Source organism: Stenotrophomonas sp. YAU14A_MKIMI4_1 (assembly GCF_003086855.1).
Lineage (GTDB): Bacteria > Pseudomonadota > Gammaproteobacteria > Xanthomonadales > Xanthomonadaceae > Stenotrophomonas.
Map to the genome: position 1 here is coordinate 1,582,751 of NZ_CP025998.1, position 13,766 is coordinate 1,596,516.

The following is a 13,766-nucleotide window of genomic DNA, read 5'->3' on the forward strand; positions in this document are numbered from 1 at the left end:
CCTGCCGAGTACCGCCTGCATGAATGATTTCGTCGTCGCCATTCCCGCCCGCTATGCCGCTTCGCGGCTGCCCGGCAAGCCGCTGCGGCTGCTCGGCGGCGAACCGCTGGTGCTGCACGTGGCGCACCGTGCGCTGCAGGCCGGTGCGCGCGAGGTCTGGGTCGCCACCGATGACACCCGCATCGCCGACGCGCTTGCCGGGCTGGGTGAGGTGAAGGTGGCGATGACCGCCAGCAGCCATGCCTCCGGTACCGACCGCCTGGCCGAGTGCGCGCGCATTGCCGGCTGGGCCGATGACACGGTCGTGGTCAACCTGCAGGGCGACGAACCGTTTGCGCCAGCCGCGGGCATCCGCGCGGTGGCCCAGGCGCTGGTCGAAGGTGATGCGCCGATGTCGACCCTGGCCACCGCCGTGGAAGACGCCCATACCCTGTTCGATCCGAACGTGGTGAAGCTGGTGCGCAACGTGCGTAACGAGGCGATGTACTTCAGCCGCGCGCCGATCGCCTGGCACCGCGACGGCTTCGCACGCAGCCGCGAGGTGCTGCCGGACGGCCATCGCTGGCTGCGCCACATCGGCATCTATGGCTACCGCGCCGGCTTCCTGCAGCAGTTCGCGGCGATGCCGCCGGGCCAGCTGGAGCAGGTGGAAGCGCTGGAGCAGCTGCGTGTGCTGGAGGCCGGCCATGCGATCAGCGTGGCGATCTCGCCCGAAGCGTTCCCGCCGGGCATCGATACGCCTGAAGACCTGGAACGCGCCGAGGCACGCCTGCAGGCCATGGGCGGCCGATGAAGCTGCTGCTGGTCTGCCTGGGCAACATCTGCCGCTCTCCGATGGCCGAAGGGGCGCTGCGCGCGCGCCTGCAGGCCTCGCCCCTGGCGGGGAGGGTGCAGGTGGATTCGGCCGGCACCGGTGACTGGCATGTCGGCGAGCCGCCGGATCGGCGTGCGATCGCCTGCGCGGCACGCCATGGCGTGGACATCAGCGGCCTGCGCGCACGCCAGCTGCAGGCCGCCGATTTCGACCGCTTCGATTGGGTGTTGTGCGCCGATGGGGCCAATCTGCGCGATGCCGGGCGCCTGACGGATGCACCGGGCAGGGACCGGCTGGCGCTGTACCTGCCGTGGGCGGGGCTGCGCGGTGGCGCCATTCCCGACCCCTACACCGGCGGCCAGGATCACTTCGAGCAGGTCTGGACAATGGTCGATGACGCGGCGAAATCTGTCGTGGCACGACTGTTGCATGACGCCGACTCCGGCATAATCGAGCCATGAACGTCCAGCCCGTCCCGGACCTGCCGGAATTCGCTACGTGGCTCAATGCCGCGCCCTGCACCCTGACTGAGCTGCGGGGCCGGCCGGTCGCGTTGCTGTTCGTCAACGCCGCCTCGGCGTGGAGCGCGCAGCGCCTGGCCGAGTTCGGCCAGTGGCTGTCGCGCAATCCCGGCAAGCTGCAGCCGCTGGTGCTGCAGGTGCCGCGCTTCGATTTCGAGCGTGAAGCGCCTGCCGCGTTGAAGCTGCTGCGCCGGCAGGGGCTGGTGATGCCGGCCCTGCTGGATGCCGACTGGGACGGCTGGCGCCGCTTCGGCGTAACGGCGTGGCCGACCCTGGTGTTGCTGGACGCGCAGGGGCGCGAGCAGCAACGGCTGGTGGGCATGGGCGCACCGGGCGAGCTGGAGCGGGCGCTCAATGCGCTGTGCGAAGGCGCGCCGGCCGCGCCGCCGCGCGGTGGCAGCGAACTGCAGCCCGAGCCACGGCACCCGCTGCGCTTCCCGCTGGGGTTGGCAGTCAGCCAGGAACGGCTGTACATCGCCGACAGCGGCCACCACCGCATCCTCGAATGCAGCCATGGTGGGCGCGTGCTGCGCCAGTTCGGCCTGGGCACCGCCGATTTCATGGACGGCAACCTGGCTGAGGCGGCCTTCCACCGCCCGCAGGGCCTGGCCCTGGAGCGCGAATCACTCTACGTGGCCGACACCGGCAACCACGCCGTGCGCCGCATCAACCTGATGACCGGCCAGGTCGACACCGTGTGTGGCAACGGTCGCCCCGGTGCCCCGGTGGAGGGCCCTGTGGCGCAGGCCCGCCAGGTGTCACTTGACCACCCGGTCGGGCTGGCCATCGCCGACAACCAGCTGCACATCGCCATGGCCGGCGACAACCGCCTGTGGAGCTTCCATCTGGGCCTGCGCAGCCTGCAGTGGCGCGCCGGCAGCGGTGCCATCGACGAGCGCGATGGCAGCGGCCACCTGGCGGCCTTTGCCCAGCCCACGGCGGTGGCGGTGGTGCAGCAGGTGCTGTACGTGGCCGACGCGCTGGGCTCGTCGATCCGTGCGCTGCAGCTGCGCGGCGACCTGGTGCAGACCCTGATCGGGCAGGGCGCCTGGCGCTTCGGCGATGACGATGGCCCGCGCGCGCAGGCCAGCCTGCAGTTCCCGCAGGCGATTGCGCTCAGCCCCGATGCGCCCCTGCTGTGGATCGCCGATACCGGCAACGGCCGCCTGCGCACGCTGCGCCTGGGCGGCGGCGAACTGGTGACCCAGCCGCTGCCACGTCGCCTGCAGGGCCCGGCCGGGCTTGCGGTGGGTGCTGGCGCAGTGTGGATTGCCGAAACCGACGGCCACGCCGTGCTGCGCTTCGATCCCGACAGCGGCGTGCTGAGCGAAGTGCCGATCAGCGAATGAGTTCCGCGTCTGCCCCGGCCTTCGACGGCAAGGCCTTCGCGGGCCAGTTGAGTACTGCGCCCGGCGTCTACCGCATGTACGCCGCCGACGACACGCTGCTGTACGTGGGCAAGGCGCGCGCGCTGCGCAACCGCGTCGGCAGCTACTTCAACGGCAGCCCGAAGAATGCGCGCATCATGTCGATGCTGTCGCAGATCGCGCGCATGGACGTGACGGTCACGCGGTCGGAAGCCGAAGCGCTGCTGCTGGAAAACCAGCTGATCAAATCGCTGTCGCCGCGCTACAACGTGTCCCTGCGCGACGACAAGACGTACCCGCACGTGCTGCTGACCCGCGAAGACTGGCCGCGCATCGCCCTGCATCGCGGCCCGCGCGCCATTCCCGGGCGCTACTTCGGTCCGTACCCGGGCGTCACCGCGGTGCGCGAAACGCTGAACCTGATGCACAAGCTGTTCAAGCTGCGCAGCTGCGAAGACAGCGTGTTCCGTAACCGCTCGCGGCCCTGCCTGCAGTACCAGATCGGTCGCTGCAGCGCGCCGTGCGTGGACCTGGTGCCGGCCAACGAATACGCCGAATCCGTGCGTCGCGCCGCGCTGTTCCTGGAAGGCAAAAGCGACGAGCTGACCCGCGAACTGGGCGAGCAGATGCAGCAGGCCAGCGAGGCGCTGGAGTTCGAGCAGGCCGCGCGCCTGCGCGATCTGATCGCCTCGCTGCGCAGCATGCAGACGCGCCAGTACGTGGACGGCCGCGCTGCCGACCTGGACGTGCTGGCCGTGGCCATGCAGGGCTCTCAGGCCTGCGTGCTGCTGCTGGCGTTCCGTGATGGCCGCAACCTGGGCACGCGCCCGTTCTTCCCGCGCACCAACGGCGAAGAGAGCCCGGAAGAAGTGCTGGCGGCCTTCGTGTCGCAGTACTACATCGAGTTCGAACCGCCGCGCGAGATCCTGCTCGACCGCGAGATTCCCGATGCCGATCTGCTGGTGGCGGCGCTGTCGGCCTCGGCCGAGCGCAAGGTGCAGTTGAAGTGGAACGTGCGCGGCGAGCGCGCCGGCTATGTGGAGCTGGCCAGCCGCAATGCGCAGCTGACCCTGGCCACCGAGCTCAACAGCCGCAATGCGCAGCATGCGCGCAGCGATGCCCTGCGCGAAATGCTGGGCCTGGCCGAACCGGTCAAGCGGGTTGAGTGCTTCGATATCAGCCACACCATGGGCGAGGCGACCGTGGCCTCGTGCGTGGTGTTCGATGCGGCCGGCCCGGTGCGCGCGCAGTACCGTCGCTTCAACATCAGCGGCATCGAACCGGGCGATGACTACGCCGCCATGCACCAGGCCATCGACCGCCGTTTCCGCCGCGCGGTGGAAGAGCAGGGGGTGCTGCCGGATGTGCTGCTGATCGACGGCGGTGCCGGCCAGCTGGCGCAGGCGCAGGCCGCGCTGGCCGACCTGGGCGTGGAAGGGGTGCTGCTGGTGGGCGTGGCCAAGGGCGTGGAGCGCCGCGCCGGCCACGAAGCGCTGGTGATGCCCGATGGCCGCGAGCTGCGCCCCGGTGCGGCCAATCCCGCCCTGCAGTTCATCCAGCAGGTGCGCGATGAGGCGCACCGGTTCGCCATCACCGGCCACCGTGGGCGGCGGCAGAAGGCGCGCATGACCAGCAAGCTGGAAGACATTCCCGGCATCGGTCCGCGCCGACGCGCCAGCCTGCTCAAGCATTTCGGCGGGCTGGTCGGGCTGAAAGCCGCCGGTGAAGCGGAAATCGCCAAGGTGGAAGGCATCAATGACGCCCTCGCGGCGCGCATCTACGCTAACCTGCACGGGTTGGCCACGCCGGACGCGGCCGAATAGAGAGAGAAGCAAGCCGCATGAAGTTGACCCTGCCCACCTGGCTGACGTTGTTGCGGATCGTGATGATCCCGGTGCTGGTGCTGGTGTTCTACCTGCCCTACACCTGGACCAACTTCGCGTCCGCGGCGATCTTCGGCCTGGCCGCGATCACCGACTGGCTGGACGGCTGGATCGCGCGCCGTTATGGCCTGGAATCGGCGTTCGGCGCCTTCCTCGATCCGGTGGCGGACAAGCTGATGGTGGCCGTGGCGCTGTTCCTGATCGTGCAGGGCCACCCCACGCCGTGGATGGCGTTCTGGGCGGCGGTGATCGTCGGCCGTGAGATCGCGGTGTCGGCACTGCGCGAGTGGATGGCCGAACTGGGGCAGCGCGCCAAAGTGCGGGTGGCGATGATCGGCAAGGTCAAGACCACCGCGCAGATGGTTGCGCTGCTGTGCCTGCTGTATTCGGTGGCGCCGAACGTGCCGGTGGACGACATCTGGATGGGGCCGCCGGTGTTCCATATCGGTGACTGGACCCTGGCCATCGCCGCCGTGCTGACCCTGTGGTCGGGCCTGCAGTACCTGCACGCCGCATGGCCCAGCCTGCGCGAAGACGAACGCGCCGCACGCGAGCGCTCCCGGCAGAAGAAGCTGGGCAACTGAGCCCCGGGGTCGGATCCCTTTCCGCAGGAAAGGGCTCTGACCCCACGGTCGCAGCCATCCACGCATGGCGTGGATCTACTGACCCCAAACGTGCCTCCATCCACGCATGGCGTGCATCTACTGACCCCAAACGTGCCTCCATCCACGCATGGCGTGGATCTACTGACCCCAGGCGTGCCGCCATCCACGCATGGGGTGGATCTACTGACCCCAGGCGTGCCGCCATCCACGCATGGCGTGGATCTACTGGCCAATGCATCGCGCACCGTAGTAGATCCACGCCGTGCGTGGATACGCGATGCCGAATCCCGCTGAAATCCACCCGAAAAAATCGCTTGACGCCATTCACAGAACCGGTAGAATTTCGCCTCCCAAGCGGGAATAGCTCAGTTGGTAGAGCGCAACCTTGCCAAGGTTGAGGTCGCGAGTTCGAGTCTCGTTTCCCGCTCCAGATTCAAGAAAGACGCTCCCGACAGGGGGCGTTTTTCGTATGCGACAGCGCTGCCGATGTTTGCGTGCCAGATGCAGAAAAACGCTTGACGTCCTGCGCAGAACCAGTATTATTTCGCCTCCCAAGCGGGAATAGCTCAGTTGGTAGAGCGCAACCTTGCCAAGGTTGAGGTCGCGAGTTCGAGTCTCGTTTCCCGCTCCAGATTCAAGAAGAACGCTCCCGCACGGGGGCGTTTTTCGTTTGTGCCCGGCGTCTGCCAACGGCCCTGCACAGCGTGACCACGCAGATGCCCAGCAGCGCCAGCAGCAACGCCAGATCCAGCACCAGCAACCACAGCAGGTGCGCGCCTTGTACCGGTGGTTGATGCATGGCGCCGGCCGCCCACAACAGCGACCACGCCAGCACCGGCAGCAGCGCGATCGGCAACCGCCACCACAGGCCACGAAACGCCCAAGGTCGGGCGATCACGACAAGCAGCGCCAATACGCCCGCGCCGGACAGCGCGAGCCAGGCAACCGACGCGGCGGGATAGGGCAGGGTGGCACCGTCTTCCAGGTGTCGCAGCTGCCAGTAGTCGGGCGTGTAGCCGGCCGAGATCAGCAGGGCCAGCAGGACCAGCCAGAGCAGGCTGGCCAGCAGTGTGGTGAGCAGGACGGGGCGAGTGAACATGTGCGCGTGAAGACTGTTGACGGCGTGAAGGAATTTGGACACAATAGCGCTCCTTCGACACAGGTCGAACGGAATCTGCGGGAATAGCTCAGTTGGTAGAGCGCAACCTTGCCAAGGTTGAGGTCGCGAGTTCGAGTCTCGTTTCCCGCTCCAGATTCGATGAGGCCCCCACAAGGGGCCTTGTTTTTCTCCCACCCTGGCAGGGCGGGGCACGTTGGGCCGCAAGGCTTTTCGCGCAGTCAGAAAAGTGAAAACAAGCGTCAAATCGCTGGTGTGGTTCCCGGTCTTCCGGTATCATCACGGCTTACGCGGGAATAGCTCAGTTGGTAGAGCGCAACCTTGCCAAGGTTGAGGTCGCGAGTTCGAGTCTCGTTTCCCGCTCCATGTTCCGACAGAGCCCCATCACGGGGTTTTGTCATATCAGGGCCACCCCCTGGTAGCGGTACGTTGGCCTCATGGCAGAGTGGCTATGCACCGGATTGCAAATCCGTTTACAGCGGTTCGATTCCGCTTGAGGCCTCCAGATAAAAAGCCCTGACTCCGGTCCGGGCTTTTTTTTTGCGTCGCGCGTGTTCACCGCTCGCAGCAGTGTGTCGCAGCGCTCAGTGCCGCCGAACCACCGCGGCGTACACTGAAGCGATGAACCCGATCGACAACTTCCGCGGCGCGCTGCTGGGCCTCGCCTGCGGTGATGCCGTTGGCACCACCGTGGAATTCAAGCCGCGCGGCAGCTTCACGCCCCTCACCGACATGGTGGGCGGCGGTCCGTTCAACCTGCAGCGCGGGCAATGGACCGACGACACCTCGATGGCCATGTGCCTGGCCGAAAGCCTGCTGCGCTGTGATGACTTCGATGCACGCGACCAGATGAACCGCTATGCGAACTGGTATCGGCACGGCTACTGGAGCGCCACCGGCGAATGCTTCGATATCGGCATGGCCACGCGTTCGGCGCTCGATCAGTTCCTGCTGACCGGTCAGCCGCTGGCCGGCAACGACGATCCGCGCAGTGCCGGCAATGGTTCGATCATGCGCCTGGCACCGGTGGTGCTGCGCTACGCCGGTCTGCCGGAACTGCCGGCCATGGCCGAACTGAGCTCGCGCACCACCCACGCCGCGCGCGAATGCCTGGATGCGTGCCGCCTGTTCGCGGTCGCGCTGCAGCGGGCACTGGCCGGTGCCAGCAAGGCGCAGGTGCTGGATCTGCGCGAAGTGGCCGTGGAGAGCGAGCGCCTGCGTGACATCGCCGCCGGTGGCTACCGCCCGCGCAGTCGCGGGCAGATCCGTGGCAGCGGTTACGTGGTGGACAGTCTGGAAGCGGCGTTGTGGTGCTTCGCGCAGCACGATGATTTCGCTGCGGTGGTGCTGGAAGCCGCCAATCTGGGGGACGACGCCGACACCACCGCTGCAGTGGCGGGGCAGCTGGCCGGTGCCTTCCACGGCATGGCCGGCATTCCACCGCAGTGGCTGCAGTGGCTGGCGCTGCGCGCGCAGATCCAGGCGTTGGCCGATGGTTTGTTCCAGCGCAACGTCGTGGCGCACGCGGCAACGGTGTGATCGGGCTGCATCGTTCACATTTGCCGCCGGCCCGCTGCCAGCGTAGCGTAGCGGCGTTGGGCCACGCGGCCCGTGGACAGGAGGTCTGCCATGCACGCGATGTTGAAGGTCGTCCTGGGTATTGCACTGCTGGCGGCCGCACCATGGGCGTCGGCGCAGGTGTACAAGTGCAAGGGCGCGTCCGGCGAAACGGTCTATTCGCAGGACCCCTGCGGCAAGGGCGCCGAACCGGTGAAGCTGCGTTCGAACCGCGCGGCCACCGAAACCGCCGGTGAAGCGGCCAATCGCTCGGCGGTCTATCGCACCACGGAACTCAGTGATGCCGGCATTGCCGAGCGCAACTGCCTGCAGAGCGAGCAGTCACGCATCTACGGCCCGTTGGACGCACGCTCGCAGGCGGTCAGCCGCCAGGTCGCCGATCTGAATCGCCAGTTGGCGGCCACCAGCGGCGGCCTGGCCGGCGCCACCGCCGATGCCGGCATCCGCGCGCAGATTTCCAGCCTGCAGCAGTCGCTCAGCGCCGAACGCAGTGCCGCCGATGGGCAGATGTCGGCCGCACGTGACCGCTGTTCGGCCGCGCGCCGCGACCGCGAAAGGGAAGTCCACGACAAGTACAGCCAGCCCACCAGCGCCGCCGGATGAGCCCGCGGGCGCCGGCCCAGTCTCAAACCGCCAAGACATGCCAAGGCGCTATGGTCGGGGTCCAGGTAGTCAGGAGCGGCGATGGCAGGCAAGCACATGAACACCGAAGGGCACCGCGCGGGGGACTGCGCATGAAGCAGCCGATTGCCGACGTCCGCTGGCTCACGTTCCGGCTGAAGAACGGGCAGTCGATCGGGCCCGACCAGTTGAAGGATGGCTGGGTGACAGCCGCGGGAACCCGCCACTGCGGGGTGCGGCGCGAACGCAACGAAGGCCACGGCACCGTCTATGCGCTGTACGCGCCGGCAGACCTGGCATCGCCGCGCACCGCTGAACTGCGCATGCGCGATTTCCTGATGCGGTCCGGCTACATCTTCACCATGGGGACGCTGGGCGGCTGAGTAGCGCGGGAATCACGGCCGCACGGTCAGCACCTGGCCGATGCTGCCGATCGGCCCGTGCATGTCGTGCAGCACGGTACTGGTCAGACCGATGCCCTGTGGGCCGAACGATACCGACGTATCGAAGCCCAGCCACTCGCCCTGCGGCAGGGTGAACAGATGCGCGGTCAGGTCCAGGTTGGGGAAGGCAATGTCCTTCGGGTCGGCGCGCACGGCCATGCCATTGGACAGGTCGAACAGGGTGGCCGCGCGCGCCAGCGCACTCACCGGCTCGTCGGCCAACAGCGGCTGCAGGGCACGCGCCCAGTACTGCGCGCGGCCGGGCCCGTGGTCCAGGCGGCGTACCTGCACGTTCTGGATGAAACCGCCCGGCCACACGCTGGCCGGATCCCACGCCGGCATGGTCTCGGCCGAGGGCAGGGGCGCAATCGGCGTTCCAGCGATGGCGGCGGTCGCGTTCGGGCGCAGCAGCCAGGCGCGCGCGCGCAGTGCGGCCCGATCGTCGTGCAGCAGCGTGGCTTCCACCAGTTCGATGGTGCGACCGCCGCGCAGGACTTCGATGCGTGCGTCCATCGCGTCGATCGGAATCGTGCCCAGGATGTCGTAGGACAAACGCCCGATCATGAAGCCATGTCCGCGCGCGGCGGCATCGCGCTCGATGTGGTGCGCCAGCAGGCCGATCGCCGGTGCGATGTGCTGTTCGTGGATGTTCCACGCGCCGCTGGTATGGGCGGTGGGCAGGTAGCGGGTATCGCTCAGTCGTTCGAAGAAGGCCATCGCTGCAGCAACATTCGGAAACGCTCTATCGTAGCGCGGCGTCCTCGCTGTGCACGGCGACGGGTACGACTGTGGCGCGCACCGTCTGCAGGGCCTGCAACACCTGCGCATCGCTGAAGCCGCAGTGGCCTTCCCCTGCTGCCGGCAACTGCCGCAGTCGCGCAGCGGCCCCGGCGCGCGTTGCCAGCTGCGGATACACCGCCTGCATGTGCGGCACGATCGTCGGGTCGCCCACGTTGAACTGCAGTGCCACCGGTCGTTGCAGCGCACCGCTCAAGGCCAGCGGTCCGCGCACGTAGCGCTGTGCGGCCGGCGCGGCACGCACGCGCGCGACGCCGGCATTGAACGCGGCGTCATCGCCGAAGCCGCTGTAGCGCACGCCGATGTTGCCCACCGGCATGCCGCCAGCACGTTCGATCAGCTCGTGCAGCACCAGCGCATGCAGGCTGACCGTGCCCGCCAGCGCATCGGGCTGCACCTGCAGGCGTGTGGCCAACACTGCGGCCGCGTCCGCATCGCCCTGCAACGCGGTGGCGATGCCCTGATACAGCGTCGCCTGCGGCAGGGCGGCGGTTTCGGCAGCCAGCAATCCGCCGCGCGGCAGGCCGTCGGGCTGGCGGAAGAAATAGTCGAACGCGACCAGGGTGGTCAGCAGGTCGTTGGCCAGTACCTCACCGGGCAGGTTGGCGCCGCACAGCGCCACGCCGCCGTCGTAGCCCTGTGGCGTGCGTTCAAGGGTGGCCAGGGTCACCGCGCCGCCCATGGAAAGGCCCAGCAGCCACGTGTGCCGCAGGCCCGGCAACTGCGCCAACACATGGCGACGCAGGCGTTCGGTGTCGGCAATCGCATCGGCAACGGCCCAGCCCTGCGAGGCGTAGGCACTCTGCGCCACGGCAAACCCCGCACCGGTCAGGGCGGCGGTGGCGTCGTTGGCGGGCATCGGTGTCGGCCGCGGCACCCCCTTGGGCTCATAGCCGTGGGCGAGCATCACCAGCTCGCCGTTCCAGGCGGCAGGAACGTCCAGCCGCCAGGGGGCGCCCTGCAGTACGCCGTCCAGACTGCGCGCGGTGCCTGCGGTCGCGCCGTCGGCGCAGGCCACGCGCTGCATCGGGAAGTCGATGGCCCTGCCGGGGTCGTCACGGGCGATGTCGATGCGCGCCAGCAGGTGCTGCGCGTCCACGCGGCGGTAGTGGATGCGCTGCGGGAAATCGTTGTCGCGGTTCTCGAACACTGCGTTGTCCGCATCCACCCGTGTGGCGGTGAAGTCGGTTGCATCACGGCCGTTGGGCAGGGCGGTGAAGATCAGGCGCCCGTTGTCGTGCTGGCGCAGCTGCATGAATTCAAACCCCACCGTCTGCCCGTCGCGCAGCGTGCGGCTGCTGCCCAGCAGGGTGCCGCCGGCCAGGCTTGACCACTGCTCGCCCGATCCGCTGGGCGCACCCTGCAGTTGCCAGCAGCCACTCAGCCACTGCAGCTGGCTGATCGATGGCGGGTTCGCGGCCTGGCTGGCCGTCGTGGCCAGCACCAGCGGCAGGCTGGCCAGCAGGGTCCGGATCGACATCGGTGCCTCCGTGCGTGATGGGATGGTGCCTGTATAGCGTCGCCCCTGCGCGCGGACCAGTGCCCAGCGCAGACGGGCCGTTTCCGATACGATTTGTCGTATATAGCAATGCAGTGCTTGATCCGGAGTCTGTCCATGGTCGATCGTCTTGCCATCCTGCTCGACCGCTTTGCGGTCACCGCCTCGGTCTTCCACGCCGGTGCGCTGTGCGGCATCAACAGCCTGCAGGGCGAGGATGAGCTGGGCCAGCTGCATCTGGTCCGGCGCGGGCCGCTGCAGGTCAGCCACGGCCAACAGACGTTGCAGATCGACGCGCCCAGCCTGCTGCTGTACCCGCGACCCATGCCGCATCGCTTCCACACCGACCCGCAGCAGGGGGCGGACATGGCCTGCGCCAACCTGTCGTTCGAGGGCGGGCGGTTGAACCCGATCAGCGCCGCGCTGCCGGATTTCCTGTGCATGCCGCTGGCCGATCTGCACGGCGGTGGCACCGCGCTGGAGCTGCTGTTCGAAGAGGCCTTCGAGCAGCGCTGCGGCCGCACGGCAATGGTCAACCGCTTGTTCGAGGTGGTGATGATCCAGGTGCTGCGCCAACTGATGGAAGGCGGCGAGATGCGCGGCGGTCTGTTCGCCGGCCTGGGCCATCCGCGGCTGCGGCTGGCGCTGGTGGCGATGCACGAGGCGCCGGCCCAGGCCTGGACGCTGGAAACCCTGGCCGACGTGGCTGGCATGTCGCGCAGCGTGTTCGCGGCCAGTTTCCGCCAGGCGATGGGCACCACGCCGGGCCACTACCTGCAGGGCTGGCGGGTGGGCCTTGCGCAGCAGGCGCTGCGCCAGGGGCGGCCGTTGAAGATCATTGCCGACGAAGTGGGCTACGGCAGCGAAGCGGCTCTGTCGCGCGCCTTCAAGGCGCACACCGGGCAGTCGCCCCGCCAGTGGCGTGGGCAGGCGCTCGCGGCCTAGGCCTCAGCCCAGCAGCAGCCGGCTCAGCTTCATGCCGGCAAACAGGCCGGCCACGCCCAGCGCTACCGAACCGCCCGCATACAGGGCAGCCAGGCCATGCTGTCCGCGCTGCAGCAGCAGGCCGATTTCCAGCGCATAGGTCGAAAACGTCGTGTACCCGCCCAGCACCCCGGTGGCCAGCAGCAGCCGCAGCTGCGGCGATGCCCCGTGGCGCAGTGCGAAGGCTTCTACTACAACGCCCATCAGCACGGCGCCGCTCAGGTTCACCAGGAACGTGGACCAGGGCCAGCCGCTGCTGGCCGCCACCCGCGCGCCCAGCAGGTTGCACGCATGGCGCAGGCAGGCGCCGGCGCCGCCGCCCAGGAAAACCAGGAAATAATTGTTCATCGTCTGCATTGCAGGCCTCGTCTGTGCTGCACCGGTGCGGAGGCGTGGGCGATGGCGGGCACAGGCCTGCCATCAACGAACGCCGGTTCGTTGTACGGCAGGAGCCATCAGCCATCTGGCGGTTGTCGGGGAGCCCCATCCCCATCAACCCGCATGCTACCAGTGCCGATGGCGTCAGGGCAGCGAGGTCATCACCACCCGCGCCACCTTCGTGCGGTGCAGGCCTTCCATCAGCAGATCGTGTGCCATCAGCTCCAGCGCGGCGCGACGGCGGTAATCAACGGTCAGCCCGCGCTGCTCCAGCAGGCGCGCGACGATTTCGCAGGCCGTCTGCCAGACATCCAGATAGGCCTCGCTGGGCATGTACATGTACGCCGTGCCGTGCTCGCCCACGCCGCGGCCCTCCGGGCCCAGCAGCAGTTCGCGCGGGTCGAGCTTCACCGCATCGGCGATGCGGAACAGCTGCTCGGCCTTCACGTGTCCGGGTTTGACGTGGTCGTTGAGCCAGTTGCTGATCGTGGCCGTGGTGGTATCGGCGGCGCGGGCCAGGTCGGCCGGGCGGGGGTGCCCGGCGTCCTTCATGGCGGCGGCGAGTCGTTGTCCAAGAGTATTCATCTATGCAAGCCAGCTTAACGCGTGGATGCCGAAGAATCCTTGGCGCACCATCGGGTCGATTGATGAATGGAGCAGCGCATGCCCGACTTCTGGAACAAGCGACAGGTCCGCCACCGGCTGGGGTTCCGCACCGACGCCGAGCTGGCCCGATTCTTCGGTGTCAGCCGTTCTGCGGTGTCCCAATGGCCGCGGGACTTCCCCATACCGCCGCTGCGGCGCTACATCCTGCAGCAGCGCTACCCGCATCTTTTCCCGGCCAATCGGAACCCTGAGGGCGAAACGCTGTGAATCGCGACAGGGTGTGACGCGTTCAACTCGGTTTGTAGAAAACGCTAAGTACGCTTAACAAAATAGGGAAATTCAATCGAACCTTGGCTTCTGATTGGCCGCCCGACCCGTCGCGCGGGCGATCTGTCGCCTATGGACCGATTGGTGTCGGCGCCTTGCAGCATGAACCATTAATAATTTCAATCGAAAAACGTGCAGGCTGTAATTGACCTGTCGTGAAAATTGTGACTAATTGGCATCAACCGGTTGTGAAGGCCGGGAGTGGCAGCAGCAGGATCACAAGTGG

15 protein-coding genes, 5 tRNA genes, 1 pseudogene and 1 riboswitch are annotated in these 13,766 nt (G+C 67.8%); of the genes and pseudogenes, 15 read left to right on the forward strand and 6 right to left on the reverse strand.

Going from position 1 to position 13,766, the window contains the following annotated elements; all coding sequences use genetic code 11:
- Positions 1-19 precede the first annotated feature (19 nt).
- From kdsB to C1931_RS07275, 7 genes are all read left to right on the forward strand, one after another.
- The gene (gene kdsB / locus C1931_RS07245; RefSeq protein WP_108755866.1) at positions 20-793 is read left to right on the forward strand and encodes a 3-deoxy-manno-octulosonate cytidylyltransferase; all 774 of its coding nucleotides are present in this window, start codon (positions 20-22) and stop codon (positions 791-793) included.
- A complete protein-coding gene (locus C1931_RS07250; RefSeq protein WP_108755867.1) occupies positions 790-1,275 on the forward strand; it encodes a low molecular weight protein-tyrosine-phosphatase in 486 nt (161 codons plus the stop codon). Before kdsB ends, C1931_RS07250 begins: the two co-directional genes overlap by 4 nt.
- Positions 1,272-2,684, forward strand: coding sequence for a hypothetical protein (locus C1931_RS07255; RefSeq protein ID WP_108755868.1), 1,413 nt, complete (start codon positions 1,272-1,274; stop codon positions 2,682-2,684). The genes C1931_RS07250 and C1931_RS07255 overlap by 4 nt, the downstream gene beginning before the upstream one ends.
- Complete coding sequence (uvrC, locus tag C1931_RS07260) at positions 2,681-4,525, forward strand: excinuclease ABC subunit UvrC (RefSeq protein WP_108752706.1); 1,845 nt, start codon at positions 2,681-2,683, stop codon at positions 4,523-4,525. The genes C1931_RS07255 and uvrC overlap by 4 nt, the downstream gene beginning before the upstream one ends.
- 17 nt (positions 4,526-4,542) lie before the next feature.
- The gene (gene pgsA, locus C1931_RS07265) at positions 4,543-5,169 is read left to right on the forward strand and encodes a CDP-diacylglycerol--glycerol-3-phosphate 3-phosphatidyltransferase (RefSeq protein WP_108755869.1); all 627 of its coding nucleotides are present in this window, start codon (positions 4,543-4,545) and stop codon (positions 5,167-5,169) included.
- 375 nt (positions 5,170-5,544) lie between these two features.
- Positions 5,545-5,620, forward strand: a tRNA-Gly gene (locus tag C1931_RS07270).
- A 125-nt stretch (positions 5,621-5,745) separates the two neighbouring features.
- Positions 5,746-5,821, forward strand: a tRNA-Gly gene (locus C1931_RS07275).
- Between the two features lie 3 nt (positions 5,822-5,824).
- Here the strand turns inward: C1931_RS07275 and C1931_RS07280 are convergent.
- The gene (locus tag C1931_RS07280; RefSeq protein WP_159093570.1) at positions 5,825-6,331 is read right to left on the reverse strand and encodes a hypothetical protein; all 507 of its coding nucleotides are present in this window, start codon (positions 6,329-6,331) and stop codon (positions 5,825-5,827) included.
- 35 nt (positions 6,332-6,366) lie between these two features.
- Here C1931_RS07280 and C1931_RS07285 point away from each other — a divergent pair.
- The 6 genes from C1931_RS07285 to C1931_RS07310 all read left to right on the forward strand — a co-directional run bounded on the left by C1931_RS07285 (position 6,367) and on the right by C1931_RS07310 (position 8,889).
- A tRNA-Gly gene (locus C1931_RS07285) sits at positions 6,367-6,442 on the forward strand.
- A 155-nt stretch (positions 6,443-6,597) separates the two neighbouring features.
- Positions 6,598-6,673 (forward strand) — tRNA-Gly (locus C1931_RS07290).
- Between the two features lie 65 nt (positions 6,674-6,738).
- Positions 6,739-6,812 (forward strand) — tRNA-Cys (locus tag C1931_RS07295).
- A gap of 116 nt (positions 6,813-6,928) precedes the next feature.
- The gene (locus C1931_RS07300; protein WP_108755871.1) at positions 6,929-7,846 is read left to right on the forward strand and encodes an ADP-ribosylglycohydrolase family protein; all 918 of its coding nucleotides are present in this window, start codon (positions 6,929-6,931) and stop codon (positions 7,844-7,846) included.
- A 90-nt stretch (positions 7,847-7,936) separates the two neighbouring features.
- Positions 7,937-8,488: a DUF4124 domain-containing protein gene (locus C1931_RS07305; RefSeq protein WP_234412746.1), complete on the forward strand. Its 552-nt coding sequence runs from the start codon at positions 7,937-7,939 to the stop codon at positions 8,486-8,488.
- A gap of 131 nt (positions 8,489-8,619) precedes the next feature.
- Positions 8,620-8,889, forward strand: a complete 270-nt coding sequence (locus tag C1931_RS07310) for a hypothetical protein (protein WP_108749195.1) — start codon at positions 8,620-8,622, stop codon at positions 8,887-8,889.
- 12 nt (positions 8,890-8,901) lie between these two features.
- Here C1931_RS07310 and C1931_RS07315 read toward each other — a convergent pair whose 3' ends face one another.
- From C1931_RS07315 to C1931_RS20615, 3 genes and pseudogenes are all read right to left on the reverse strand, one after another.
- Complete coding sequence (locus tag C1931_RS07315) at positions 8,902-9,666, reverse strand: thioesterase family protein (protein WP_108755873.1); 765 nt, start codon at positions 9,664-9,666, stop codon at positions 8,902-8,904.
- A 25-nt stretch (positions 9,667-9,691) separates the two neighbouring features.
- Entirely contained in the window at positions 9,692-10,774 is a 1,083-nt protein-coding gene (locus tag C1931_RS07320) for a lysophospholipase (RefSeq protein WP_234412907.1), read from the reverse strand.
- 51 nt (positions 10,775-10,825) lie between these two features.
- Positions 10,826-11,482 (reverse strand): annotated as a pseudogene (locus C1931_RS20615) (DUF6265 family protein); the annotation flags it as partial.
- Here C1931_RS20615 and C1931_RS07330 point away from each other — a divergent pair.
- The gene (locus C1931_RS07330) at positions 11,363-12,190 is read left to right on the forward strand and encodes an AraC family transcriptional regulator (RefSeq protein WP_108755874.1); all 828 of its coding nucleotides are present in this window, start codon (positions 11,363-11,365) and stop codon (positions 12,188-12,190) included. The pseudogene C1931_RS20615 and the gene C1931_RS07330 sit on opposite strands and share 120 nt — an antisense overlap.
- Before the next feature lie 3 nt (positions 12,191-12,193).
- Here C1931_RS07330 and crcB read toward each other — a convergent pair whose 3' ends face one another.
- A complete protein-coding gene (gene crcB, locus C1931_RS07335) occupies positions 12,194-12,586 on the reverse strand; it encodes a fluoride efflux transporter CrcB (RefSeq protein ID WP_108752712.1) in 393 nt (130 codons plus the stop codon).
- A gap of 82 nt (positions 12,587-12,668) precedes the next feature.
- Positions 12,669-12,729: riboswitch (Fluoride riboswitch) on the reverse strand.
- Positions 12,730-12,751: 22 nt separating this feature from the next.
- Positions 12,752-13,192, reverse strand: coding sequence for a helix-turn-helix domain-containing protein (locus tag C1931_RS07340; RefSeq protein WP_233614986.1), 441 nt, complete (start codon positions 13,190-13,192; stop codon positions 12,752-12,754).
- A gap of 78 nt (positions 13,193-13,270) precedes the next feature.
- Between C1931_RS07340 and C1931_RS07345 the strand changes: the two genes are divergently transcribed.
- Positions 13,271-13,480, forward strand: coding sequence for a hypothetical protein (locus C1931_RS07345; protein ID WP_108757688.1), 210 nt, complete (start codon positions 13,271-13,273; stop codon positions 13,478-13,480).
- The last annotated feature ends 286 nt before the right edge of the window (positions 13,481-13,766 follow it).

What these genes read in the sequence shown, in the direction of transcription:
- kdsB (WP_108755866.1), top strand. Translation starts at nt 20, where the DNA reads ATGAATGATTTCGTCGTCGCCATTCCCGCCCGCTATGCCGCTTCGCGG.
- C1931_RS07250 (WP_108755867.1), top strand. Translation starts at nt 790, where the DNA reads ATGAAGCTGCTGCTGGTCTGCCTGGGCAACATCTGCCGCTCTCCGATG.
- C1931_RS07255 (WP_108755868.1), top strand. Translation starts at nt 1,272, where the DNA reads ATGAACGTCCAGCCCGTCCCGGACCTGCCGGAATTCGCTACGTGGCTC.
- uvrC (WP_108752706.1), top strand. Translation starts at nt 2,681, where the DNA reads ATGAGTTCCGCGTCTGCCCCGGCCTTCGACGGCAAGGCCTTCGCGGGC.
- pgsA (WP_108755869.1), top strand. Translation starts at nt 4,543, where the DNA reads ATGAAGTTGACCCTGCCCACCTGGCTGACGTTGTTGCGGATCGTGATG.
- C1931_RS07300 (WP_108755871.1), top strand. Translation starts at nt 6,929, where the DNA reads ATGAACCCGATCGACAACTTCCGCGGCGCGCTGCTGGGCCTCGCCTGC.
- C1931_RS07305 (WP_234412746.1), top strand. Translation starts at nt 7,937, where the DNA reads ATGCACGCGATGTTGAAGGTCGTCCTGGGTATTGCACTGCTGGCGGCC.
- C1931_RS07310 (WP_108749195.1), top strand. Translation starts at nt 8,620, where the DNA reads ATGAAGCAGCCGATTGCCGACGTCCGCTGGCTCACGTTCCGGCTGAAG.
- C1931_RS07315 (WP_108755873.1), bottom strand. Translation starts at nt 9,666, where the DNA reads ATGGCCTTCTTCGAACGACTGAGCGATACCCGCTACCTGCCCACCGCC.
- C1931_RS07320 (WP_234412907.1), bottom strand. Translation starts at nt 10,774, where the DNA reads ATGCAGCGCGTGGCCTGCGCCGACGGCGCGACCGCAGGCACCGCGCGC.
- C1931_RS07330 (WP_108755874.1), top strand. Translation starts at nt 11,363, where the DNA reads ATGGTCGATCGTCTTGCCATCCTGCTCGACCGCTTTGCGGTCACCGCC.
- crcB (WP_108752712.1), bottom strand. Translation starts at nt 12,586, where the DNA reads ATGCAGACGATGAACAATTATTTCCTGGTTTTCCTGGGCGGCGGCGCC.
- C1931_RS07340 (WP_233614986.1), bottom strand. Translation starts at nt 13,192, where the DNA reads ATGAATACTCTTGGACAACGACTCGCCGCCGCCATGAAGGACGCCGGG.
- C1931_RS07345 (WP_108757688.1), top strand. Translation starts at nt 13,271, where the DNA reads ATGCCCGACTTCTGGAACAAGCGACAGGTCCGCCACCGGCTGGGGTTC.